The sequence below is a fragment of the Xanthomonas hortorum genome, from assembly GCF_040279205.1.
Taxonomy (GTDB): Bacteria; Pseudomonadota; Gammaproteobacteria; order Xanthomonadales; family Xanthomonadaceae; genus Xanthomonas; species Xanthomonas hortorum_F.
Genome location: NZ_JBEOLS010000033.1, coordinates 1 through 21705 on the forward strand (window position 1 = coordinate 1; position 21705 = coordinate 21705).

Here is a 21705-nt window from a genome sequence, read left to right on the forward strand (position 1 = left end):
AGTTGCCAAAGCGCTTGGGTAGGCCGCGCCATTTGCAGCCATGCTCGGCAACGTAAAGGATGGCGTTGACCACTTGCAGGTTGGTCATGCTGACATTGCCGCGCTGCGCCGGCAGGCAGTGTTCGATTAGAGAAAATTGTGCTGGCGTGATCTCCATGCACGATAGTTTAATCGCTCGGGCCATTAGTGTTAACAGGCCCTAGCCTACAGAATATTTAGTTTTTCTGAATCGCTCGCTGCCATCACGATGCAGGCCTGGTTCTCGGGAGATACATATGTTCGTTCAGGCAGCAGCGGCCGGCTTGATCGCTGGCGCAGGTCTCATCATTGCGATCGGGGCACAAAATGCGTTTGTGTTACGGCAGGGGCTCAAGCGTCAGCATGTGGGCCTGATCGTGCTGATCTGCGCAGCCGGCGATATCGCGCTGATCGTGCTGGGCGTCGCCGGGATCGGTGCGTTGGTGAAGCAATGGCCGGGCGTGCTGCAAGTTCTTCGCTATGCCGGTGCTGCGTTCCTGGCGGCGTACGGAATCCTGGCTGCACGCAGGGCCTGGCATGGCAAGGGAGCATTGGCACCGGCAGCAAGCGACGCGCAATTTTGGCAGCGCGCCATGCTGACCTGTCTGGCGTTCACGTTTCTCAATCCACACGTCTATCTCGACACGATGGTGCTGCTGGGCAGCGTGTCTGCGCGCTATCCAGGCCAGCTGCGCTGGGCGTTTGCGTCGGGTGCGTGCCTTGCCAGTGTTACCTGGTTCTCCAGCCTGGGATATGGCGCGCGTTTGCTGCAGCCGGCCTTTCGTGATCCGCGCGCATGGCGCGTACTGGACGCATTGATTGCGGTGTTCATGCTGGTGCTGTGCGCCTTGTTGCTGCTGCCATCGCATGCTGCGCTACTCTGACGCCCCCCTATGACTGGAGTCACCGTCATGCCGCCGTTGCGCATTACCACCGACACGTCCGAGCTCGATGTGCCGATGATCCACCGCTATCTGTCGCAGCACACCACATGGGCCAGGGACATCCCGTTGTCGCTGCTGCAGCGCTCCATCGCCAATTCGCTGTGCTTTGGCGGGTTTGTGGAGCGCACGCAGGTGGCGTTCGCGCGGGTGGTTTCCGATTATGCAACCGTTGCATATCTGGGCGATGTCTTCGTGCTGCCCGAGCATCAAGGCAAGGGCTATAGCAAGCTGCTGATGGATGCGGTCATGGCGCACCCCGAGCTGCAGGGATTGCGCCGTTTCAGCCTGGCCACCAGCGATGCGCACGGGTTATACGCGCGCTACGGGTTTACGTCACCGTTGTATCCACAGTCGCTGATGGAGCGTTACATCCCCGGGATATATACCCGCGACCGCGCCTAGCAACTGATCAGGCCTGCAGTCGTCGACGTGATCTGCGTGGCCGCGGTGTAAACGGTCGGAAACAACGAAAAGCGCCTTACCAGACGCTCTTCGTAGACGACATTCCGAGGGCGGATCTATGCAAGCCCCAGCCAGTGCCATCAACGTAACCACGCCGACGACGTTGTTGAGGGCGGCGCTGGTTTCACCGCCCAATTTCTCAGGCGCTACGGACCTTGTTCAACAGATGCGCGACCGGTGCTGCCGCGCGCGTCTGTGCCTGGCTTGCCTGCCGTGCATCGATCTTGAAGATCGCCACCGCGTCGGTGAGCTGCACAGCCTGTTCTTCCATCGAGCGTGCGGCGGCCGTGGCTTCTTCCACCAGCGCGGCGTTTTGCTGGGTGGCCTCGTCCATATGCGTGATGGTCTGGTTGACCTGCTCGATGCCGGCCGACTGCTCCTGCGAGGCCGCAGAGATCTCGCTCATGATGTCGGTCACGCGTTGCACGCTGGCCACCACATCGCCCATGGTCTTGCCAGCGCTGTGCACCAACGCCGAGCCTTCGGCCACACGCTGCACCGAATCGTCGATAAGGCTCTTGATTTCCTTGGCCGCGCCAGACGAACGCTGTGCGAGCGTGCGCACCTCCGACGCCACTACTGCAAAGCCGCGTCCCTGTTCGCCGGCACGCGCGGCTTCCACCGCGGCGTTCAAGGCAAGGATGTTGGTCTGGAACGCGATGCCGTCGATGACGCTGATGATGTCGGCAATCTTTTTGGACGAGGCTTCGATACCGGTCATTGTCTGGACGACCTTGCCGACCACCTCGCCGCCTTGCGAGGCCACGCGTGCGGCGCCGATCGCGAGCTGATTGGCCTCGCGTGCGCTCTCTGCATTCTGTTTGACGGTGGACGTCAGCTCTTCCATCGAGGCAGCAGTCTCTTCCAGGTTGGCCGCTTGCTGCTCGGTGCGCTGCGACAGATCCTGATTGCCGGCAGCGATTTCACTGGCAGCCGAGTTGATCGAGGCCGCCGATTGCTGGATGTTGCCGACGATCTGCGCCAACTGGCTGGCGGTGGCGTTGGCATCGTCGCGCATCTGTGCAAACACGCCGCGGAACTCGCCACTCATGCGTGCGGTGAGATCGCCGGCGGCGATCGACTGCAGCAACGACGATAGCGACTGCAGATTGCCATCGGCGGTGGACATCAGATGATTGAGGCTTTCCACCATGATGCGGAAATCGAACTGGAAACGCTCGACATCGCCACGCGCTGTGAAGTCGCCATTGGCGGCCGACTGGGCAAGGTGCTTGATCTCGTGATTCATCGCCGACAGGTTGAGCTTGACCTGCGCCATGGTGTCGCTGAAAACGGCCTTTTCGCCTGGTAGCGGCTGCATGTCTTCGGAGAGTTCGCCGATGGCGTAACGCCCCATGATGCGGGCCAGATCGTTTTGCACCGCCACATGCGAGGCGACCAGTAAATTGGTGTCGTTGGCCATGCGCCCGTAATCGCCGGGGAATGCCGAGGCGTCGATGCGGAAACTGATCTGGCCATTGTCGTGATGCTTGGCCATGTCGGTCTGCGCTGCGATCAGGTTGCGCAGCTGCAACTGCATCTTGTCCATTGCCTGCAACAGGCGGCCGGTTTCATCGGTGGCGGTGGTGTGCACGTCGTTGTGCAGATTGCCGGCTGCAATGGCCTCGGCAGTGCGGGTGGCCTGGCTGAGCGGCATGGTCAGGCTTCGCGTGATCATCCACGCAAGTAGGGCGCTGATGGCCAACGCGGCAATGCCGCCACTGGCGAGCGTGACCTTGCCGCGATGCATCGATGCCACCGCTGCGGCATAGGCCTGTTTGCTGAGGCGGCTTTCCAGTGCTGCGTTGGCGCGAATGGCGGCTTGTTGTTCATTCATCGCCACAGCGGCGGCGCCTTGCAACAGCGCCTGCGCCTCCTGGTTCTGATCATGAATGCCGTATTCGAGAATCTGGTTGTTGTACTTGACCGAGATGTCGCGTTTTTCCTGCACCAGCTTGAGCGCGTTCTTTTCGCCGTCGGTGCTCGGCATGGCTGCCAGCGCATCGTGCGCCGCTTTATAACGGGCGCGGTTGCTTTCGATCATCTCCATTGCGCTGCGGTTGGCAGCATCGCCAGACACCATGACGATATCGCGCAGGCCGATCGCCACATTGGTGTTGGCGTCCAGCATGTCGGTGGAGAGTCTGATCCGCTCCATGTTGTTGTTGACGATGGTGTCCAACTCGAGACGGGCGGTAGACATGGTGACCAGGCCGGTTGCCACAAGCAGGCCGGACAATAAGATCAAGATGCCGAAGGCCACGCCCAAGCGGCGGCCGACATTGAGGTGTTGCAGATATTGGTTCATCACCGCATCCAGGTTGTGCAGCTGAAGGGCTCAGTGAATGCGGGGTGCATCCACTCAAGCGTCTTGCCCAGCTAGCGGCCGGAGAGTGAGGAGCTAAAGGCTTGTATTCGGAAATACTTATGACGGATTCATGACGTGGAAGAAATTTCCCGACAGCTGTCCGCCGCTACCTGACATCCCGCCAAAAAACGCCTTGTTTAATGCGTCATTGCTGGATCGAAGCGTGCCAATGGCAGGACGATTTTCCGACGTTTTACCGACGCACTGAAGTGGATAACGCAGCGCGCACAGCCAACGATTGGAACTGACCAATGGTCGAGTTCGCTGACGTGTGTGGTATGGGCGGATGAGAACCGCAAGATTGCTGCGAATGCATCAATGCCGCGAGCGATTCGGTTGATGTTGGGCAGCGGAGCAGCCTGCCCGTGTACATCGCGAGCCGGCCTGTGCCGGCTACTTTTTAGCGAGCCACTGATCCATCGCGCCGTCGCGCGCAGCAAGCATGGCGCGATGGGTGTTGTCTTGCGCTCAACTCTCCAGCGCGGCAAGGACGTTGGCGTAAAGCTGTTCGGCATCGGCCTCGTTGTTGAAGCGTGCGAAGACCTCGTCGCCGGAGATCAGGCCGACCCGCACCGAGTGGCAATAAGAACCGAAGCTCTCGCCGGCGTTGAACGGGTCGTTGACGACGGAGATATGGGCAAGGCGGATCCGGGTTGTGCCGAATTTGATGAACATCTGCAATCTCCTGTGTGAGCGCTCAGTTTCCCATTTTGTCGGGTGCGGCAGAAGCGCGATGGCAGCAAAGTGCCGGGCGAAGCCTGCATGGGTACCCCAACGATGGCGCTGATTCGTTGGCGTTCACATGCATGCCGACGGACCGCCAGGTGTTGGCAGAGCCTCAACGCCGCGCCAGTGAGGCCAACCTCGCGCATCCACGGACCCAGCACGTACACTGCCGTGCCCTGATGCTGAGCTCGTCCGATGTCCGAACCGATCCGTCTCGACAAATGCGTTGCCGCGCTGTTCGGCTGCTCGCGTGGCGAGGCCCAGCAGTACATCGAAGGCGGCTGGGTCAGCGTGGACGGTGTGGTGGTCGAGGAGCCACAGACATTGGCCACCGCGCAGCAGGTGACGTTGGCAGCCGATGCGGTGCTGGAGCCTGCCGAGCCAGCCACATTGCTGCTGCACAAGCCTGCCGGATTGACGGCCGAGGCCGCGTTGGGGTTGGCCGTGCCGGCCGCGCGCAGCAGTCTGGATCAGGCCAACGTACGCGTGCTGAAACGGCATTTCCTGCGTCTGAGCGCGCCGTTGCCGCTGGAGGATGAGGCCAGCGGTTTGCTGGTCCTGAGCCAGGATGGCCGCGTGCTACGCAGGCTCAGCGCCGATGCGACCTCCATCGAGCAGGAATTCCTGGTGGAAGTCAGCGGCGAGCTGCGCCCCTACGGCATGGCACGGCTTGCGCATGGCCTGGTCTATCAGCAGCGCAGCCTGTCGCCGTGCAAGGTGAGTTGGCAGAACGAAGAGCGGCTGCGCTTTGCGATCAAACATGTGCAGCCCGGGCAACTGCGCTTCATGTGCAAGGAAGTCGGGCTGGACGTGGTGAGCATCCGGCGCTTGCGCGTGGGCCGCATCTCGCTGGGTAAACTGGCGATCGGCGAATGGCGCTATCTGCCGGCGGGCGAGCGTTTTTGAGTGTGCCGCTGGCGTTCAACGCTGGCGGCAACCTGCAGGCAATGCGACGACTCGCAGCCTTCGAACCGATGCCCGGGTCGCTTACTTCTTGTTGCGCTTTTTCTTGGCACGCGTCACCAGCCAGAAAACCACGCCGATGATCGCAACGACCAAGATGATGAAAGCCGGTGACAGAAACGAGTTGTCGCCCATGGGGATCTCCTGAGTTCTTTGGCAGCAAAGCGCTGCATTCGAACCAGCCTAGCGAGCGGCGTGCTTGATCGCGTGAAATACGACGTATGCGTGGTTCAAATGTTCTTTTGCACGTTGCATTCGTGAGGCGTCATGCGATGGACGTTCGGTGTATTGGTGTCGAAGTGCAATGTCTGGCGCAGATCGTGCAAGCAGACCCTGCAGCGTTTGGCTGACTGAGCGGCTTTTGCAGGCGGGCGATGGCGCCGCATCCTTAGGCACACGCGTGTATTGATCAATCCCCGTGGCCGGCGCATGGCGCGACGGCTGGCATTTCATACCGGGATTGTGGGTCGCCGTACAGTGGCGGCCGCCGCCGTCAGGCCACCGGGGTGGGAAGCACCCGGTGTTTGGCCATCACGCTGCGGATGGCGGTCAGCAGTTGCTCGGGGGTGTAAGGCTTTTCCAGGAAGGCCACACCGTCCGGCAGGATCTCTTCCACGTACTCCACCGCCAGGCCGGAGGTGAGCAATACCGGAAGCTTGTACGGCGCCTGCGCGGTCTTGACCGCCAGATCCACGCCGGTCAGGCCGCCCGGGAAGTGGATATCGGAAAACAGCACGTCGATGCGCGGGTCACTTTCGATCAGGGTCAGCGCTTCCTCGACCGAGCCTGCACTGCGGCAGGTGAACCCATAGCTCTCCAGCACAAGGCAGCTGAGTTGTCGGGTGCCATCGCCATCTTCGACGACGAAGACAACTGGCCGTTCCTTGTTCTGTGACATGAGCGCGTCTCGTAAGGCAAGCCGCATTCTCAGCGATGCAGGGGTGAACCCTCCGTCAACGCAGACGGGGCCGTATGGTTACCAGCCGAACGGGCCGGGACCGTAGCCGCCAGGCCCATAACGCGGGCCGAAAATCGGGCCTTCGCCACGCCCGACACTGATGCTGACGCCAATCTGGTGCGCCTTGCCGTCGTCGTCGTAATAGGTCTTGCAGGAATTCAGATTGACCGCCTGCCAGTTGCTGTTACCGCCGCGGCTGGCATAGCCCATGCCGGTTTCGACTGCGCCATGCAGCTTGCCCTGGCATTGCTCGGCGCGTTCGGCGGCGATGGCAGCGGCACTGGGCCGGCTCAACGCAGGCTGGGGACCGCTTTTGTCGCCGTAAAAGGTACCTGGCGGATCGGTGGGGACCTCGGGATCGGAGCGATACTGCACCGGTGCCTGCGGAATGCTCAGATCGAGCGAGCGCGCCGTGACCGGCTCGGCACTGCCGTCGCCGGCCTGGGCGAGCGCGCCGCCAGCGGCAAACAGAGTGGCCAGGAGAAGCAGGCTGCGTTTCATCGATTGGACTCTACATGAGGGACTGACAGCGCGTGCCAGATCGCCTTGTGAAACTAGCAACGGCTGATTGAATGCGCGCTGTCGATCTTGCGGATTTTTGTGCCAGCGTTGGTATGCCGATGACACACGCCGTTGCATCAGCCTTGTTCGCGCACGATCTCGATCAGCTGCGCCCCGTAGCGGGCCAGTTTGCCGCCACCGATGCCGCCGATATGCGATAGCGCATCGATGCTGGTTGGCCGTTGTTCGGCGATGTTGCGCAGCGTGCTGTCGTGGAAGATCACAAACGCCGGCACGTTCTGTTCCTTGGCCAGCTCTGCGCGCAAGCCGCGCAAGGCGTTGAACAACACCAGATCCTGCGGCTGCACCGGCAGGCCGGTGCGTTGCGTGCCGCGCTCACGCTCGCGTCCGGCAGCCGGGTTCTCGCGGCGCATCATCACCTGTCGCTCGCCCTTGAGTACCTGGCGGCTGGCATCTGTAAGCCGCAGACCGCCATGGCCTTCGCTGTCGACCTCCAGCAGGCTGGCGGCCACCAACTGACGGAACACGCCGCGCCAGGTGCGCTCGTCCAGGTCGCGGCCGATGCCGTAGGTGCTCAACTGGTCGTGGCCGAGCTGCTTGATGCGCTCGTTCTCGCTGCCGCGCAGGATGTCGAGCAGGTGGCCCACACCGAAACGCTGCCCGCTGCGGTACACGCAACTGAGCGCTTTTTGCGACGCCACCGTGGCATCCCAGGCGGCCGCCGGGGTGAGGCAGTTGTCGCAATTGCCGCAGGGCTTGGGATAGGTCTCGCCGAAGCCGGCCAGTAGCACCTGGCGGCGGCATTGCATCGATTCGCAATAGCCCAGCAGGTGATCGAGCTTGGCGCGCTCCAGGCGCTTGCGCTCTTCGGCCGCTTCGCCCTGTTCGATCATCTGCTTGAGCAGCACCATATCGCCCAGGCCGTAGCAGAGCCAGGCCTCGGCCGGGTCGCCATCGCGGCCGGCGCGGCCGGTTTCCTGGTAATAGCCCTCCAGCGATTTGGGCAGATCCACATGCGCCACGAAGCGCACGTCGGGCTTGTCGATGCCCATGCCGAAGGCGATGGTGGCGGTCATGATGATGCCGTCTTCGCGCAGGAAGCGGCGCTGGTTTTCCGCCCGCACCTCGGCCGGCAAACCGGCGTGGTAGGGCAGGGCGTTGAAGCCTTGCGCACACAGCTGCTGCGCGGTTTCTTCGACCTTGCGCCGCGACATGGCGTAGACGATGCCGGCCGAGCCGCGATGGCGGCCCAGGAATTCCTGCAGCTGCTTGCGCGCGTTGTCCTTCTGCACCACGGTGTAGCGGATATTGGGGCGGTCGAAGGAACTGACGAAGTGGCGCGCGTCGACCAGATCCAGACGCTCGGCGATCTCGCGCTGGGTCGGCGGATCGGCGGTGGCGGTCAAGGCCATGCGCGGGATGTGCGGCCAGCGCTCGTGCAGCACGGTGAGCTGGCGGTATTCGGGACGGAAGTCGTGGCCCCATTGCGAGACGCAATGCGCCTCGTCGATGGCAAATAGCGCGATGCGGCTGCGTTCCAGTAAGGACAGGAAGCGTGGCGTCAGCAAGCGCTCTGGCGCGACGTAGAGCAGATCCAGATCGCCCGAGAGCAAGGCGCGCTCGACCCGCTGGGTGTTTTCCGCATCCAGCGTGGAATTGAGGAATTCGGCGCGCACGCCGAGCTGGCGCAAGGCGTCGACCTGATCCTGCATCAATGCGATCAGCGGCGAGACCACAATGCCGATGCCATCGCGCAACAGCGCCGGCACCTGATAGCACAGCGACTTGCCGCCACCGGTGGGCATCAGCACCAGGGCATCGTTACCCGCGGCGACGTGTTCGACGATAGCCTGTTGAGGACCGCGGAAGTCGTCGTAACCGAAGACGCGGCTGAGCAGTTCGTGGGCGGGGGAAGACATCCGTCTAGGATACCGCGCGGGTCACGTCTTGGCCGGTGTCATGCCGGCGGCGTTGCGCGATGACGGGTCGGGGATTGCCGCGACGCGATGGGGCGCGCCGGGAAAATGCGCACATGTAAGCATGTGCTGGGGGCGGGCGCACGGCGCAGGAAATGGGCGGTGGCCGCGCGTTGGGTGGGGCACTTGAGCTTCGCTCCGTACCCTCACCCCAACCCCTCTCCCGAGGGGAGAGGGGCTTTGTGTCCCGCGCCTGACAATGCCGGCGCGTGGAGGGAGGCGCTTACTGCAGCAAGGAACGCAGCATCCACGCGTACTTTTCGTGGGTCTGCAGGCGCTGGGTCAGCAGGTCCACGGTCGGGTCGTCGCCGGCGTCGTCGGCGGTGCCCAGTACCTTGCGTGCGGTGCGGCAGACCGCTTCGTTGCCGCTGACCAGCTGGCGCACCATCTCGCGCCAGTCGGCGCTATCGCTCAGGCCCTGTTCTTCCGGGATCGAAGTCAAAGCGACGAACTCGCTATAGGAGCCCGGCGCGTTGTAGCCCAGGGCGCGGATGCGCTCGGCCACTTCGTCCAGTGCGGCCCACTGCTCGGTGTACTGGGTTTCGAACATGGTGTGCAGCGAGTTGAACATCGACCCGGTGACGTTCCAATGGAAGTTGTGGGTCTTCAGATACAAGGTGAAGGCGTCAGCCATGTAGCGGGCCAGACCGTCGGAGATCTTCTTGCGATCGCCGTCCTTGATCCCGATATCGATGTGCGGGGCCGATGCGGCGGCAACCGGTAAGGCGTCTGGTCCGTCAATGATGACGACGGGCTTGTTGGCGTTCTTTTTCTTGGACATGGGAATGGTCCTCCTGAGGGAACAGATATCGGGTCACAATAGTCACTCTAAAGGATCACTCGTCATTCAATCTTTCACACTTTTTCATCAATGAGCGCTATCGATACCGACCTGGCCACCACCTTGCGCGAGCGCCGTAGCGCTGTCGATGGCGGCATGAGCCGCGACCGGGGCCGCTTGCTCGGCCTATGGTCGCGCTGGCAAGGCAAGCCCGGCAACGTGCAGCTGCGCCAGGCCTTCGAGCAGGCGCTGGCGGCGTCGCAGGCGCAGCGCAAGGCGCGCGCCGAGCAGCAGCCCGCCATCACGCTGGACACGCAACTGCCGATCGCACGCGAGGCCGAGCGCATCATCGCGTTGATCCGCGATCATCAAGTGGTGGTCATTGCCGGCGAAACCGGCTCGGGCAAGACCACCCAGCTGCCCAAGCTGTGTCTGGCGGCGGGGCGCGGGGCGGCAGGCATGATCGGCTGCACCCAGCCGCGCCGGATCGCCGCACGTGCGGTGGCTGCACGCGTGGCCGAGGAGTTGAAGACGCCGTTGGGCACCACGGTGGGCTTCCAGGTGCGCTTCACCGACCGGGTTGGTGAAGACTCGCGGATCAAGTTCATGACCGACGGCATCCTGCTGGCCGAGATCGCCAGCGACCGTTGGTTGTCGGCCTACGACACCATTATCGTGGACGAGGCGCACGAGCGCAGCCTCAACATCGATTTTTTGCTTGGCTATCTCAAGCAGTTGCTGGTCAAGCGCCCCGATCTGAAGTTGATCGTGACTTCGGCCACCATCGACACCGAGCGTTTCGCGCAGCATTTCAACGATGCGCCAGTGATCAGTGTGGAAGGACGCACGTTTCCGGTCGAGGTGCGCTATCGCCCGCTCGAAGGCGACGCCGGTACTGACAGCGACGGCGAGCAAGGCAATGGCCGCGATGGCGAGCGCACCGTCAACGATGCGATCGTGGCGGCAATCGACGAAATCACCCGCATCGACCCGCGCGGCGACGTGCTGATGTTCCTGCCCGGCGAGCGCGAAATCCGCGATGCGCATCAATCGCTGGAACGGCGCAAATACCGCGAGACCGAAGTGGTGCCGTTGTACGCGCGGCTGTCTGCGCAGGATCAGGACCGGGTGTTCAATCCGGGCCCGCGTCGGCGCCTGGTGCTGGCGACCAATGTGGCCGAGACCTCGCTGACGGTGCCGCGCATCCGCTATGTGGTGGACCCCGGGTTTGCGCGCATCAAGCGCTATAGCCCGCGGCAGAAGCTGGACCGCTTGCATATCGAGCCGATCTCGCAGGCCAGCGCCAACCAGCGCATGGGCCGGTGCGGGCGCATCGCCGAGGGCATCTGCTACCGCCTGTATGCCGAAGCCGACTTTGCCGCGCGGCCAGCGTTCACCGATCCGGAAATCCGGCGCGCGTCGTTGTCGGGCGTGATCCTGCGCATGCTGCAGCTGGGTCTGGGACGGATCGAGGATTTCCCGTTTCTGGAAGCGCCAGACGAGCGTGCGGTGGCCGATGGCTGGCAGCAGTTGCTTGAACTGGGCGCGATCGATGGCGAGCGCCGCCTGACCGCGACCGGCCGCCAGATGGCGCGTCTGCCGGTGGACGTCAAACTCGCGCGCATGCTGGTGGCCGCGCAGCAGCACGGCTGCCTGCGCGAGATGATCGTCATCGCCTCCTTCCTGGGCATCCAGGATCCGCGCGAGCGCCCGCCCGAAGCGCGCGAGGCGGCCGACAACGCACATGCGCTGTTTGCCGATGCGCGCTCGGAATTCGTCGGCATCCTGCGCTTGTGGGAGGCGTACCGGCAGGTGCACGAAGAGCTCACCCAGTCCAAGTTGCGCGATTGGTGCAATCGACATTTTCTGGGCTTTTTGCGCATGCGCGAGTGGCGCGAACTGCATCGGCAGTTACGCTTGTTGTGCGAAGAACTCGGTTGGAGCGAAGAGCCGGCCGCGGTGATGATGGCGCCGCTGCTGGCCGGTGCCAGCGCACCGCCGCGCGAGGACGGCCACAACGCCAACCGGCCCACGCGCGGGCAGCTGCATCGCGCCGCGCGTCTGGCGCGCGAAGGCAAGCCGGAGCCAAGTGCAGCACCTGCACGCACCACCTCCGCAGCTACGAACAAGCAGGCCGAGGCTGCTGAAGTCTCGGCACGGACCAGCGAGCGCGAACGCGCCGCGGCGTATCAGGCACTGCACCGCGCGCTGTTGGCCGGCCTGCCGACGCAGATCGGCCATCGCACCGAAAAAGGCGATTTTCTCGCCGCGCGGCAACGCCGGTTCGTGCCGTTCCCCGGCTCGGCGTTGGCGCGCAAACCGCCGCCGTGGATTCTGGCCGCCACGCTGCTGGACACACAGAAAGTCTGGGGCATGACCAATGCCGCGATCGAGCCGGATTGGGCGATCGCCGAGCTGCCGCATCTGTTGGCGCGCAAGCACTTCGACCCACACTGGTCGCGTGCGCAGGGGCAGGTGGTCGCCTCCGAGCAGATCAGCCTGTTCGGGCTGGTGCTGGCGCCGAAAAAGCCGGTGCATTTCGGCAAGATCGACCCGGCCGCCGCGCACGACCTGTTCGTGCGTCAGGGCCTGGTGACGGGCGAAATCAATACGCGTGCGGCGTTCGTGGCCGACAACCTCAAGGTGCTGGAGCAGGCGCGCGAAGAAGAAGCCAAGTTGCGTCGCGCCGGCATCGTTGCCGACGAAGAGTGGCAGGCACGGTGGTATCTGGATCGCATTCCGTCCGAACTGCATTCGGCCAGTGGCCTGGATGCGTGGTGGAAAACCTTGCCGCCGGACAAACGCCGCAGCCTGCATTGGTCGTTGAACGATCTGCTGCCGGGCGAAGGCAGCGAGGCCGATCGCTTCCCGAAGTATTTCCCCCTTGGCGATGCGCGGCTGCCGTTGCATTACCGCTTCGAGCCGGGCGCCATCGATGACGGCGTCACCCTGGATGTGCCGTTGCATCTGCTCAATGCGCTGGATCCAACGCGGCTGTCGTGGCTGGCGCCTGGCTTTGTTGCCGACAAGGCATCTGCATTGATTCGTAGCCTGCCCAAGGCGCAGCGCCGTAACTATGTGCCGGCGCCGGATTTCGGGCGCGCGTTCTACGAGGCCTACAGTATTGCGTCGGCCGACGATATCCGTGGCGAGCTGGCGCGCTTTCTGAGCAAGGCCACCGGCACGCAGGTGGCGGCGCTGGATTTCGACGAAGAGGCGCTGGACACGCATCTGCTGATGAACCTGCGCCTGCGCGATGACGACGGCAAGGTGCTGGCCGAGTCGCGCGATCTGGACGGGTTGCGCGCACGCTTCGGCGAGCGGGCGGGCCAGGCGTTTGCCGCACGTGCGGGCCGCGCCCTGGCTGCCGAGGGCTTGCGCGATTTCCCGGCCACCCCGATCCCCGAACAGGTGTCGGGCGAGGCAGGTGTGCCGGCGTATCCGGCGTTGGTGGATCAGGGCGAAGACGCAGCGCTGCGCATCTTTGCCGACCGCAACGAAGCGGCGCAGGCGCATCCGCGCGGCGTGCGCCGGCTGCTGGAAATCGCGCTTGCCGACAAGATCAAGCAGGCGCGCAAGCAATTGCCGGTGTCGCCCAAAACCGGGTTGTTGTACGCGGCGATCGAGTCGCAGGAGCGGCTGCGCGGCGATCTGGTCGATGCCGCGCTCAATGCGGTGTTGGCAGAAGGGCTGGGGGCGATCCGCGATGCGGGCGCATTCGCGCAACGCCGTGACGATGCGACCAAGCGCCTGTTCGGCGAGGCGATGGAGCGGTTGACACTGGCCGAAAGCATCCTCGGCGCCGTGGCCGAACTCAAGCCCTTGCTGGAAGCGCCGTTGATGGGCTGGGCGCGCGGCAATCTGGACGATATGGAGCAGCAGTTGCGCGCGTTGGTGCATGCCGGCTTCCTGCGTGAGACTCCGGCCGAGGCGCTGGCCAACTATCCGCGTTATCTCAAGGCGATGATCCTGCGTACCGAGCGGGCCAAACGCGATCCGGCCCGCGATCAGACACGCATGCTCGAACTCAAACCGTTTGTGGATGCGTTGGGCGATGCGGCCGCACGTGGCTTGCAGCAGCGCCCGGAGTGGGAGTCGCTGCGCTGGGATCTGGAAGAGTTGCGCGTCTCGGTGTTCGCGCAGGAGCTGGGCGCCAAGTCGGGCGTCTCTGCGAAGAAGTTGTCGCAGCGGGTGGCTGCGTTGCGGAGTTGAGCCAGATGCGTGCGCGCCAGTGCACGTATCGTCTACGACACATCTGCACGTTGTTGCAGATACCAGTTGGCCGCGCCGAGCACGCCCAGCTGCCCGTGCTCGACCAGCTTGACCGGGATGCGCTCGAGCAGCGCACGCATGTTTCCCTTGGCTAAAAAACGTTCGCGAAAAGTGCTGTTGGCCAGAAACTGCCCGATCGTCGGCAGGATCCCGCCGGCCAGATAGATGCCGCCGGCAGCGCCGTAGGCCAGCGCCATATCGCCGACCGCGCTGCCCAGCAATGCGCAAAAGCTGTGCAGGCAGTCGCGCGCCGCGGCATCGTCTTCGTGCAGGGCTGCATGCGTGATCGCAGCAGGCAGGCGATGGCGTGGCGGCACCGCGTGCAGTTCGCACACGGCGTTGTAGAGATTGAGCAGGCCGGGGCCGGACAACACATGCTCAAGGGGCAGATAGGGCTGGCCGCGCAGCAGAATCCGCAGCAGTTGCAGCTCCCTGTCGTCGGTGCTGGCCAACGCGACCTGGCCGGCCTCGGTGGCGAGCACGATCGGGCGAGGCTTGGCATCGATCCACACTGCAGCGCCAAGCCCGGTGCCGGGACCGACCACCAGGATCGGACCGGCGGCGCGCGTATGCCGTGGCGTCGGCCCGCTGAGCTGCAGCACGGCGCGTTGTTGCATCTGTGGCGCGGCGTAGGCGACCGCTTCGAAATCGTTGACCAGATGCACGCTGCGCACTGCCAGCGCGTGACGCATCTGGCTGGGCGAAATCGTCCACGGCAAGTTGTTGCTGATGAAGCTGCCATCGTCCAGTGCGACACCGGCACTGGCGATCACCACCGCATCGACACCGCGCACCTGCTGCAGAAAGTCGCCGAGGATCGCCTCCAGACTGGCGTGCTCGCTGCCGCGATAAGTGCGGTAGTGCGACAGCTCGATCGCTGCGTTGCCCGCATACGCCACGTGGCCGACACGCACATGCGTGCCACCGACATCGGCAGCGATGAAGCCGGTGGCAGTGGGGCAAGCGGGCAAGACAGCAGTGCGAGCAGAACGCGAGGTCGCAGCCACATTCAATCCTCAAAGGTTCGCCGAGCGTCCGATGCCGTCGGCGAGTACGGGCCTGTGTAGGAGTTGGTGACAACGATGTCAATGGATCAGTCGGGTTGGATCGATCTTGGTGACGCACTCAAGCGCTAAACAGGCGGTTTTGGACGTGTCTGTGCGGACTTCAATGCGCAAACAGGACAGGCGCTCCCAGCGTGGGTAGCGCCTGTTTGTCGGTGGACTGTGTTTGTAGCCGCAAGCCTGTTTGGACAAGGCGGCGTAGTCGCCAGTCAGCCCCGCTTACTTGACCCGACGCACCTTGGCAGGCGTGTTGTAGCCCTCGATCTGCAGATACCACACGCCGACCAGGCCGGGCTTGATCTTGACCTTGGGCGCATCCTTGCGAACGCCGGCCAAGCTGGCGGAGTCGGTCTGCTCCCAGTCCTGACCATTGGCCAGCGTGTACACGCGGCCCTTGGAGAAGCCCTTGAACTCGCCAACAATCGTGCTTTCGATCGGCTCCTTGCTGCCGAAATCGAAAAAGCCGCGGTTCTTGACGATCACTTCCTGGCGGCCGGCTTCCTTGGCTTGTTCGACCACCACGGCCGCTTCCTTGGCGACCTTGCCTTGCAGCCAGTCGTTGAGCGCGGCCAACTCGCTGGCATTGAGCTTGTCCAGGCCGGCTGCCTTGAACTGCTCGGCGCTCATCTGCGACTGCAGATCGCCCTGCACGGCGCGCTGCGCCAGGGCCGGGAGAGCGGTCAACGCGAAGGTCAGGCAGACCAGCAGGGGAATGCGGCGCGCGAGCGACATGGGGGCGATCCGGAAGACGAAGAGGCCGCTAGTGTAGACGCTGGAGCGCATCGTGCAGCTTGGCCTACGGCGCGCGCTGGTGGTGTTCGCCTCCACAAGCTACAGGCCCTTTCGCGCCGCATGGAGAGGTTGCAGGCAGATGCGCAGACATGCCCAAGCTGCTGCTGTGAATTACTCCTCGTCTACCGTCGCTACGGTCGCGCGCGCAGCACGTTCGGGACGGCGGTAGACAAACTCAGGTGCGGGCGCGGCGGCCTCGCGTTCGGCGGTGGCGCGCACCTCGGCATGCCGCGGCGAGCGTTCGCACACAGGGTCCAGCGTGGCGGCATCGCCGGCGAGCGCCAGGGCCTGGCAGCGGCAGCCGCCCCAGTCGATCTCGCGCTTGGGGCAGCCCTGGCACACCTCGGGCATCCACGCCGTGCCGCGGAAGCGCACGAACGCCTCGCCGTTATTCCAGATGTCGGCCAGCGAACGCTCGCGCAGATTGTCGAAGCGCATGCCTTCGATGGTCTCGGCCGCATGGCACGGCAGTACATCGCCGCGTGGGGAAATATTGACGAAGCGCTGGCCCCAGCCGCCCATGCAGGGTTTGGGCTGGCGCGCGTAATAGTCGGGCGTGACGAAGTCGATCGCCAGACGGTCGCCGAGTTCGCGGCGTGCGGTTTCCACTGCCGTAATCGTGGCCATCAGTTGCTCGCGGCTGGGCATCAACGCGGCGCGATTGCGCAGGCCCCAACCGTAATACTGGGTGTGCGCCACTTCGATGCGCTCTGCCTGCCATTCCAGCGCCAGCGCAATCATGCCCGGCACGCGCTCGGCGTTATGACGGTGCAGCACGGCGTTGAGTGTCAGCGGCAGGCCACGCGCACGCACGGCGGCAGCGAACTCGCGCTTCTTCGACAAGCTGTTGCGATAGCCGGCAATGCGGTCGGCACCGGCCGGGTCGACGTCCTGCACGCTCAGTTGCACGTGTTCCAGTCCGGCAGCCTGCAATTGGTCCAGCATTGGCTCGCCGCCGGCCACGCCGGAGGTGATCAAATTGCTGTACAGCCCGAGCGCGCGCGCATGCGCCACCAGCTCGGGCAGGTCCTTGCGCAGCATCGGCTCGCCACCGGAAAAATGCGCCTGCAGCACGCCCATGTCGGCGGCCTGCTGCAGCAGCGAGCGCCAGCCGGCGGTGTCCATTTCCTCGCGCAGCGCTGCCAGTGCAATCGGGTTGGAGCAATACGGGCAGGCCAACGGGCAGCGATGGGTCAGCTCCAGCAGCACCGACAGTGGCGGCGGGGCGAGGCTCATAGCCGCAGCAGACGCTTCTGATGCAGGGTGTTGGTGAGTTCGATCACATCGACCTCGATGTCTGCCGCGTCGGCATCGAATTCGGCAGCCAGTTCCTGCGCGATCTGCGCCAGCGAACGCACACCGTCGTAGCGCTGCGCCACCACCAGCGCGATCTCGTCCAGCTCGACCACGCGTTCCGGCGCCAGCAGCACCCACTGGTCACGCGCGCGGTCGTGCTGCAGGCGCACGCCTGCGCGCAGGGCCGGCTGGCTGTCGCGGGTGATGCTGCTCACGCGGCGGCCCGGCCGGCGTCGCGGTCGGGCACAAACGCATCCGGCCAGACGATGCCCGGGCTGACGTAGGCCACGTGCAATGCATCCAGCTGCGCCCACAGCACCGAGCACTTGAAGTGCAGCGCGGCCTTGACCAGGGCCTGTTTTTCGACGGTATCGGCGTGCTGCTTGACGTAGTCCAGCGCAAAATCCGAATCGCGCGGCGCCTCGGTCAGGCGATGCTTGAAATAGGCCAGCGCTTCGGGCGAGACGAAGTCGTAATGCTTGAGCATGCCGGCCACGCGTCGGCCGATGATGTTGGGGGCGAACAGCTCGGTCAGCGAGGAGGCGATCGCTTCGAGCAGGCTTTTTTCGCGCACGAACTGCAGGTAGGCCTGCACGGCGAAACGGGTACCGGGCAGTAGCGCGCGGCCGGATTCAACCAGTGTGCGATCCAGGCCCAGCGCATCGGTCAGGTGCAGCCAACGGGCGATGCCGCCATCGCTGGGGCTGTTGCCGTCGTGATCGAGAATGCGTTGACGCCAGATCCGCCGCAGCGCCGGGTCTTCCATACGCGCGAGAATCGCGGCGTCTTTCAAGGGAATGCAGCGCTGGTACTCGAAGCGATTCAGCGCCCAGGCCTGGACCTGGCCGCGATCGAGCTTGCCGTCGTGCAGCAGCGCGTGGAACGGGTGCTGGTCGTGGTACAGGCGGGCGCCGATGGCGCGCAGGTCCGCTTCCAGTTGGTCGGGGGTGAGCAGGGCGGTCACAGGGTGATCTCCAGGCCGTCGTGCGCGACTTCCCAGCCGCTGGCACGCGCGCTGGCGTACTCCGGCGAGTGGGTGTCGAGCACGGAATTGGTGGTGTTGAGATGGATGAAGATCTTGCGCGCCACATCCAGCGGGGCGAAGGCGGCGATGGTGCCGTCGGCGCCATCGATGCTCATGTGGCCCATGCGCTGACCGGTTTTCTGGCTGATGCCCAGTTGCACCATCTCGTCGTCGCGCCACAGCGTGCCGTCGAAGAACACTAGTTCGGCGCCTTGCAGGCGCGCACGCAACGCATCGGTCATCGCCGCGCAGCCGGGAATGTAATGCACGCGGTGCTGGCCATCGTCGATGGTGAGCCCGAGGGTTTCTTCGTTTGAACCGGCCAGATCGCCGCCGCTGCGCGATTCCATAAATAGTGGCACCTTGCCGGGCACCGAGAATGGCGTGAGCTGCAGGCCCAGCAGCGACAACGGTGTGTCGAGCGCAAACGGCTGACGCTGCACATACTGCGGATTGACCGCATCGAAAATGGGGTTTTGCGAGAGCAGATCGAGCACACGACTGCTGGCATGCAGCGAGAACGCCTGACTCTCTCGCATCGACAGCAGCCCGGCGATATGGTCGATCTCGCCGCTGGTCAGCAGCACTGCTTCGATCGGCGAATGGCGCAGACCGTGCTGCGGCCAAAGTGCAGGCGTTGCGAGAATTTGTTGACGGAAATCGGGTGAGGCGTTGATCAGGACCCAGCGTTGGCCATCGGTACTGACCGCGATGCTGGCCTGGGTACGACGTTGGGCACCGTCTGCTTGTTGCCATGCCCGCTGACTCGCGGGGGTGTGGCAATTCCACTGCGGGTGCCCACCGCCGGCCGCCGATCCCAGAACGATGATGCGCATGGAGAACTGTTACCTATCTGCCGGCGACTGCCGGTCATGCATCGGGAGGAAGGGCGGCAGGTGAGCTCAGAATTCGCCGGAGACGTAGCAGTTGATCTCGGCGCCACAATTGACTTCACGAACGACAGGCTTCTTCCAGGTCTTCATCGGCTACCTCGCAGTTGGTTGGAATGACGTTGCCGCAGCATTGGGCAGCGACGACGCCAAGGGAGCATAGGCAGCCGGTTTGGCTGAATTGTAAAGGGCATGTAAAAAGCCGCCGATGAAGCTGATTTCATGGACGCAACCGCATCGGATTCCGCACAGAGCGGTTGCGAATCAAGGCGTTGGCGGGTGAACCGGGCATAAGCGCGAAGGCATCGGATTTCCGTGTCTGCGCTGCGATTGCGCGTTGTGGAGAAGGTGACGCGCACGTTACCGTAGCTGTCAGACCATTGTTGTTGCCCACGCCCGTGTCCACCGCTGTGACCAGTTCCTCATTCGACCGCCTGCATGCCGTGCTGCAGCGTCCTGCTGTCGCGTCGATCGCGCCGGCCTTGCGCGACGCATTGGCGCAGGCCTGGCAGAACGTGCCGCCAGCGCAAGCCGATGCCGTGCCGTGGGCGCTGCTTGCCGACACGCTGGATGCGCTGGCGCTGCTGGCGGCCGATGAGGCCACCTTGATTGCTGCATTGCTGTTCGATCTGCCCGCATTGCGCGGCGTGGTCGCGAGCCTGCCATGGCAACCGGCCGAACGGCGTGTGGTGGTCGAAGGTTTGCTCGATGGGCTGGACGCGGCCGACCAGGTCTGGGCCCTGCATGCCGGTCGCGAGGCTGGGCGCAACAGCGAAGGCTTGCGGCGGCTGCTGCTGTCCATCATCCACGACCTGCGGGTGGTGCCGGTCCTGCTGGCGCGGCAGTTGGCGCGCATGCGCGTAGCCGACCGCCTGAGCGAAGAACAACGCCGCGCGCTTGCCCAGCTCACTCGCGACATCCACGCCCCGCTGGCCAACCGGTTGGGCATCTGGCAGGTGAAGTGGGAGCTGGAAGACCTGGCGTTCCGGCATCTGGAGCCGGACACCTACCGCCGCATCGCCCGCGAGGTGGACGAAACCCGCGTGGCGCGCGAGCGCTATCTAGAAACGGTCAAGCGCACCTTGTCGACGTCGCTGACCCAGCAGGGCCTGCGTGCGGAAGTGAGCGGGCGGCCCAAACACATCTACAGCATCTGGCGGAAGATGCAGAAAAAGCGCCTGTCGTTCGACCAGCTATACGACATCCGCGCGGTGCGGGTGATGGTCGACGACGTGGCCGCCTGTTACGCCGCGCTGGGTGCGGTGCACTCGCTGTGGGCACCGGTGCCGAGCGAGTTCGACGACTATATCGCCCGGCCCAAGGCCAACGACTATCGCTCGCTGCACACGGCAGTGCTCGGCCCGGAAGGGCGCACGATCGAAATCCAGATCCGTACCCACGAGATGCACGCGCAGGCCGAACTCGGGGTTGCGGCGCACTGGAAGTATAAAGAAGGCGGCAAGGGCGCCGAGAAGGCGTTCGACCGCAAGATCCTGTGGATGCGCCAGCTGCTGGAGCAGGTGCAGGAGGGCGACCACGGCGAACTGGCCGGCGCGCTGGATGCCGAGCTGATCGAAGACCGCGTGTATGCGCTGACGCCCAAGGGCGAGGTGATCGATCTGCCGCAAGGCGCCACGCCGCTGGATTTTGCGTATCACGTGCACACCATGGTGGGGCATCGCTGCCGCGGCGCGCGCGTCAACGATCGCATCGTGCCGCTGACCTACCGGCTGCGCAGCGGCGACCGCGTGGAGATCATGACCGCCAAGGAAGCCGACCCGCGCCGCGACTGGTTGCTGGCGTCCAACGGATTCCTGGCCAGCGGGCGCTCGCGCGACAAGGTGCGCGCCTGGTTCCACAAGCTCGACCGCGCGCGCAACGTGCACGCGGGCAAGGAGTTGCTGGATCGCGAGCTCAAGCGCCTTGGCCTGCAGCACTCCGATCTGAGTGTGGCGACGCGTAAATTCCACGCCGAAAACATCGACGATCTGTATATCCAGGTGGCGCTGGGCGATACCGGGCCCAACCAGGTCAGCCGTGCGCTGCTGGAAGCCGAGCGCGCTGCCTCGCAACCGGCGGTGCCGGCGCCGCCACGGCCCACCGCGCGGCGCGAGGGTCTGGGCAAATCCAAGTTCACCGTGCAGGGCGTGGGCAATCTGCTGGTGCAGCTGGCGCGCTGCTGCCAGCCGGTGGCGGGCGAGCCGATCGCCGGCTATCTGACCCGCGGCCGCGGCATCACCGTGCACCGCACCGATTGCGCGGCGCTGTCGCGTCTGGCTGCTGCGCATCCGCAGCGCGTGTTGCCGGTGGAGTGGGGCCAGGCCGGCAGCGGCTACGAAGTGGATGTGCAGGTGCGCGCAGTCGACCGGCGCTGGCTGCTCAAGGACATCACCAACCTGATCGCGCAGGAAGACGCGCATGTGCTGGAGATCAACAGCGACAACGTGCGTGACACCGGCCGCGCGCAACTGCGTTTGCGTTTGAAGGTCAGCGATTATGACCAGCTGTCCGGCTTGCTTGGCAAGCTGGATGCCTTGCCCGGGGTGAGCGAGGTGCGGCGACTCGGCTGAGCGCGCCGCACACCTCGCCAGCGTCAATCGATTTGAAACAGGCGGCACACAGCGAGCAAGGCGTGCTTGCCTGACGAAT

General features: G+C 64.4%; 19 protein-coding genes. 5 read left to right on the forward strand and 14 right to left on the reverse strand.

Going from position 1 to position 21705, the window contains the following annotated elements; translation table 11 throughout:
- Positions 1–157 (reverse strand): transposase (locus tag ABS769_RS13590; RefSeq protein WP_233368074.1); only part of this gene is annotated, 157 nt, incomplete at its 3' end.
- Between the two features lie 118 nt (positions 158–275).
- Between ABS769_RS13590 and ABS769_RS13595 the strand changes: the two genes are divergently transcribed.
- Together ABS769_RS13595 and ABS769_RS13600 are read left to right on the forward strand one after the other, a co-directional pair.
- Positions 276–902 carry a LysE/ArgO family amino acid transporter gene (locus tag ABS769_RS13595; RefSeq protein WP_317062140.1) on the forward strand — a complete coding sequence of 209 codons (627 nt, stop codon included), beginning with the start codon at positions 276–278 and terminating at the stop codon, positions 900–902.
- 27 nt (positions 903–929) lie between these two features.
- On the forward strand, positions 930–1364 hold the full coding sequence (locus tag ABS769_RS13600; RefSeq protein WP_317062139.1) for a GNAT family N-acetyltransferase: 435 nt from the start codon (positions 930–932) through the stop codon (positions 1362–1364).
- Between the two features lie 199 nt (positions 1365–1563).
- Here ABS769_RS13600 and ABS769_RS13605 read toward each other — a convergent pair whose 3' ends face one another.
- Together ABS769_RS13605 and ABS769_RS13610 are read right to left on the reverse strand one after the other, a co-directional pair.
- A complete protein-coding gene (locus tag ABS769_RS13605) occupies positions 1564–3732 on the reverse strand; it encodes a methyl-accepting chemotaxis protein (protein WP_317062138.1) in 2169 nt (722 codons plus the stop codon).
- Positions 3733–4260: 528 nt separating this feature from the next.
- The gene (locus tag ABS769_RS13610; RefSeq protein WP_006448620.1) at positions 4261–4467 is read right to left on the reverse strand and encodes a hypothetical protein; all 207 of its coding nucleotides are present in this window, start codon (positions 4465–4467) and stop codon (positions 4261–4263) included.
- 246 nt (positions 4468–4713) lie between these two features.
- On the opposite strand from ABS769_RS13610, the gene ABS769_RS13615 reads away from it, so the two are divergent.
- Positions 4714–5424, forward strand: a complete 711-nt coding sequence (locus ABS769_RS13615) for an rRNA pseudouridine synthase (protein ID WP_317062137.1) — start codon at positions 4714–4716, stop codon at positions 5422–5424.
- 550 nt (positions 5425–5974) lie between these two features.
- Here the strand turns inward: ABS769_RS13615 and ABS769_RS13620 are convergent.
- The 4 genes from ABS769_RS13620 to ABS769_RS13635 all read right to left on the reverse strand — a co-directional run bounded on the left by ABS769_RS13620 (position 5975) and on the right by ABS769_RS13635 (position 9718).
- Positions 5975–6379: a response regulator gene (locus ABS769_RS13620; protein ID WP_043910889.1), complete on the reverse strand. Its 405-nt coding sequence runs from the start codon at positions 6377–6379 to the stop codon at positions 5975–5977.
- 78 nt (positions 6380–6457) lie between these two features.
- On the reverse strand, positions 6458–6940 hold the full coding sequence (locus ABS769_RS13625; protein ID WP_023904796.1) for a hypothetical protein: 483 nt from the start codon (positions 6938–6940) through the stop codon (positions 6458–6460).
- Between the two features lie 137 nt (positions 6941–7077).
- Positions 7078–8880, reverse strand: a complete 1803-nt coding sequence (gene recQ, locus ABS769_RS13630; protein ID WP_023904795.1) for a DNA helicase RecQ — start codon at positions 8878–8880, stop codon at positions 7078–7080.
- Between the two features lie 280 nt (positions 8881–9160).
- Entirely contained in the window at positions 9161–9718 is a 558-nt protein-coding gene (locus ABS769_RS13635; RefSeq protein WP_006452768.1) for a Dps family protein, read from the reverse strand.
- A gap of 90 nt (positions 9719–9808) precedes the next feature.
- Between ABS769_RS13635 and hrpA the strand changes: the two genes are divergently transcribed.
- Positions 9809–13930 (forward strand): ATP-dependent RNA helicase HrpA, encoded by a 4122-nt coding sequence (gene hrpA, locus ABS769_RS13640; RefSeq protein ID WP_317062136.1) that lies wholly within the window; start codon positions 9809–9811, stop codon positions 13928–13930.
- 32 nt (positions 13931–13962) lie between these two features.
- Here hrpA and ABS769_RS13645 read toward each other — a convergent pair whose 3' ends face one another.
- The 7 genes from ABS769_RS13645 to pqqA all read right to left on the reverse strand — a co-directional run bounded on the left by ABS769_RS13645 (position 13963) and on the right by pqqA (position 19149).
- Positions 13963–14997 carry a glucokinase family protein gene (locus ABS769_RS13645; protein WP_317062135.1) on the reverse strand — a complete coding sequence of 345 codons (1035 nt, stop codon included), beginning with the start codon at positions 14995–14997 and terminating at the stop codon, positions 13963–13965.
- A gap of 276 nt (positions 14998–15273) precedes the next feature.
- Complete coding sequence (locus tag ABS769_RS13650) at positions 15274–15786, reverse strand: hypothetical protein (RefSeq protein WP_317062134.1); 513 nt, start codon at positions 15784–15786, stop codon at positions 15274–15276.
- Between the two features lie 171 nt (positions 15787–15957).
- Positions 15958–17082: a pyrroloquinoline quinone biosynthesis protein PqqE gene (pqqE, locus tag ABS769_RS13655; protein ID WP_317062132.1), complete on the reverse strand. Its 1125-nt coding sequence runs from the start codon at positions 17080–17082 to the stop codon at positions 15958–15960.
- Positions 17079–17357: a pyrroloquinoline quinone biosynthesis peptide chaperone PqqD gene (gene pqqD, locus ABS769_RS13660; RefSeq protein WP_104550425.1), complete on the reverse strand. Its 279-nt coding sequence runs from the start codon at positions 17355–17357 to the stop codon at positions 17079–17081. The genes pqqE and pqqD overlap by 4 nt, the downstream gene beginning before the upstream one ends.
- On the reverse strand, positions 17354–18106 hold the full coding sequence (pqqC, locus tag ABS769_RS13665) for a pyrroloquinoline-quinone synthase PqqC (RefSeq protein ID WP_317062131.1): 753 nt from the start codon (positions 18104–18106) through the stop codon (positions 17354–17356). Before pqqC ends, pqqD begins: the two co-directional genes overlap by 4 nt.
- The gene (pqqB, locus tag ABS769_RS13670; protein WP_317062130.1) at positions 18103–19002 is read right to left on the reverse strand and encodes a pyrroloquinoline quinone biosynthesis protein PqqB; all 900 of its coding nucleotides are present in this window, start codon (positions 19000–19002) and stop codon (positions 18103–18105) included. Before pqqB ends, pqqC begins: the two co-directional genes overlap by 4 nt.
- 66 nt (positions 19003–19068) lie before the next feature.
- Entirely contained in the window at positions 19069–19149 is an 81-nt protein-coding gene (pqqA, locus tag ABS769_RS13675) for a pyrroloquinoline quinone precursor peptide PqqA (RefSeq protein WP_002812057.1), read from the reverse strand.
- Between the two features lie 290 nt (positions 19150–19439).
- Between pqqA and ABS769_RS13680 the strand changes: the two genes are divergently transcribed.
- On the forward strand, positions 19440–21626 hold the full coding sequence (locus ABS769_RS13680) for a RelA/SpoT family protein (protein WP_317062129.1): 2187 nt from the start codon (positions 19440–19442) through the stop codon (positions 21624–21626).
- The last annotated feature ends 79 nt before the right edge of the window (positions 21627–21705 follow it).

Excerpts from the sequence above, each read along its gene's own strand:
- ABS769_RS13595 (WP_317062140.1), top strand. The coding sequence starts at position 276 with ATGTTCGTTCAGGCAGCAGCGGCCGGCTTGATCGCTGGCGCAGGTCTC.
- ABS769_RS13600 (WP_317062139.1), top strand. The coding sequence starts at position 930 with ATGCCGCCGTTGCGCATTACCACCGACACGTCCGAGCTCGATGTGCCG.
- ABS769_RS13605 (WP_317062138.1), bottom strand. The coding sequence starts at position 3,732 with ATGAACCAATATCTGCAACACCTCAATGTCGGCCGCCGCTTGGGCGTG.
- ABS769_RS13610 (WP_006448620.1), bottom strand. The coding sequence starts at position 4,467 with ATGTTCATCAAATTCGGCACAACCCGGATCCGCCTTGCCCATATCTCC.
- ABS769_RS13615 (WP_317062137.1), top strand. The coding sequence starts at position 4,714 with ATGTCCGAACCGATCCGTCTCGACAAATGCGTTGCCGCGCTGTTCGGC.
- ABS769_RS13620 (WP_043910889.1), bottom strand. The coding sequence starts at position 6,379 with ATGTCACAGAACAAGGAACGGCCAGTTGTCTTCGTCGTCGAAGATGGC.
- ABS769_RS13625 (WP_023904796.1), bottom strand. The coding sequence starts at position 6,940 with ATGAAACGCAGCCTGCTTCTCCTGGCCACTCTGTTTGCCGCTGGCGGC.
- recQ (WP_023904795.1), bottom strand. The coding sequence starts at position 8,880 with ATGTCTTCCCCCGCCCACGAACTGCTCAGCCGCGTCTTCGGTTACGAC.
- ABS769_RS13635 (WP_006452768.1), bottom strand. The coding sequence starts at position 9,718 with ATGTCCAAGAAAAAGAACGCCAACAAGCCCGTCGTCATCATTGACGGA.
- hrpA (WP_317062136.1), top strand. The coding sequence starts at position 9,809 with ATGAGCGCTATCGATACCGACCTGGCCACCACCTTGCGCGAGCGCCGT.
- ABS769_RS13650 (WP_317062134.1), bottom strand. The coding sequence starts at position 15,786 with ATGTCGCTCGCGCGCCGCATTCCCCTGCTGGTCTGCCTGACCTTCGCG.
- pqqE (WP_317062132.1), bottom strand. The coding sequence starts at position 17,082 with ATGAGCCTCGCCCCGCCGCCACTGTCGGTGCTGCTGGAGCTGACCCAT.
- pqqB (WP_317062130.1), bottom strand. The coding sequence starts at position 19,002 with ATGCGCATCATCGTTCTGGGATCGGCGGCCGGCGGTGGGCACCCGCAG.
- pqqA (WP_002812057.1), bottom strand. The coding sequence starts at position 19,149 with ATGAAGACCTGGAAGAAGCCTGTCGTTCGTGAAGTCAATTGTGGCGCC.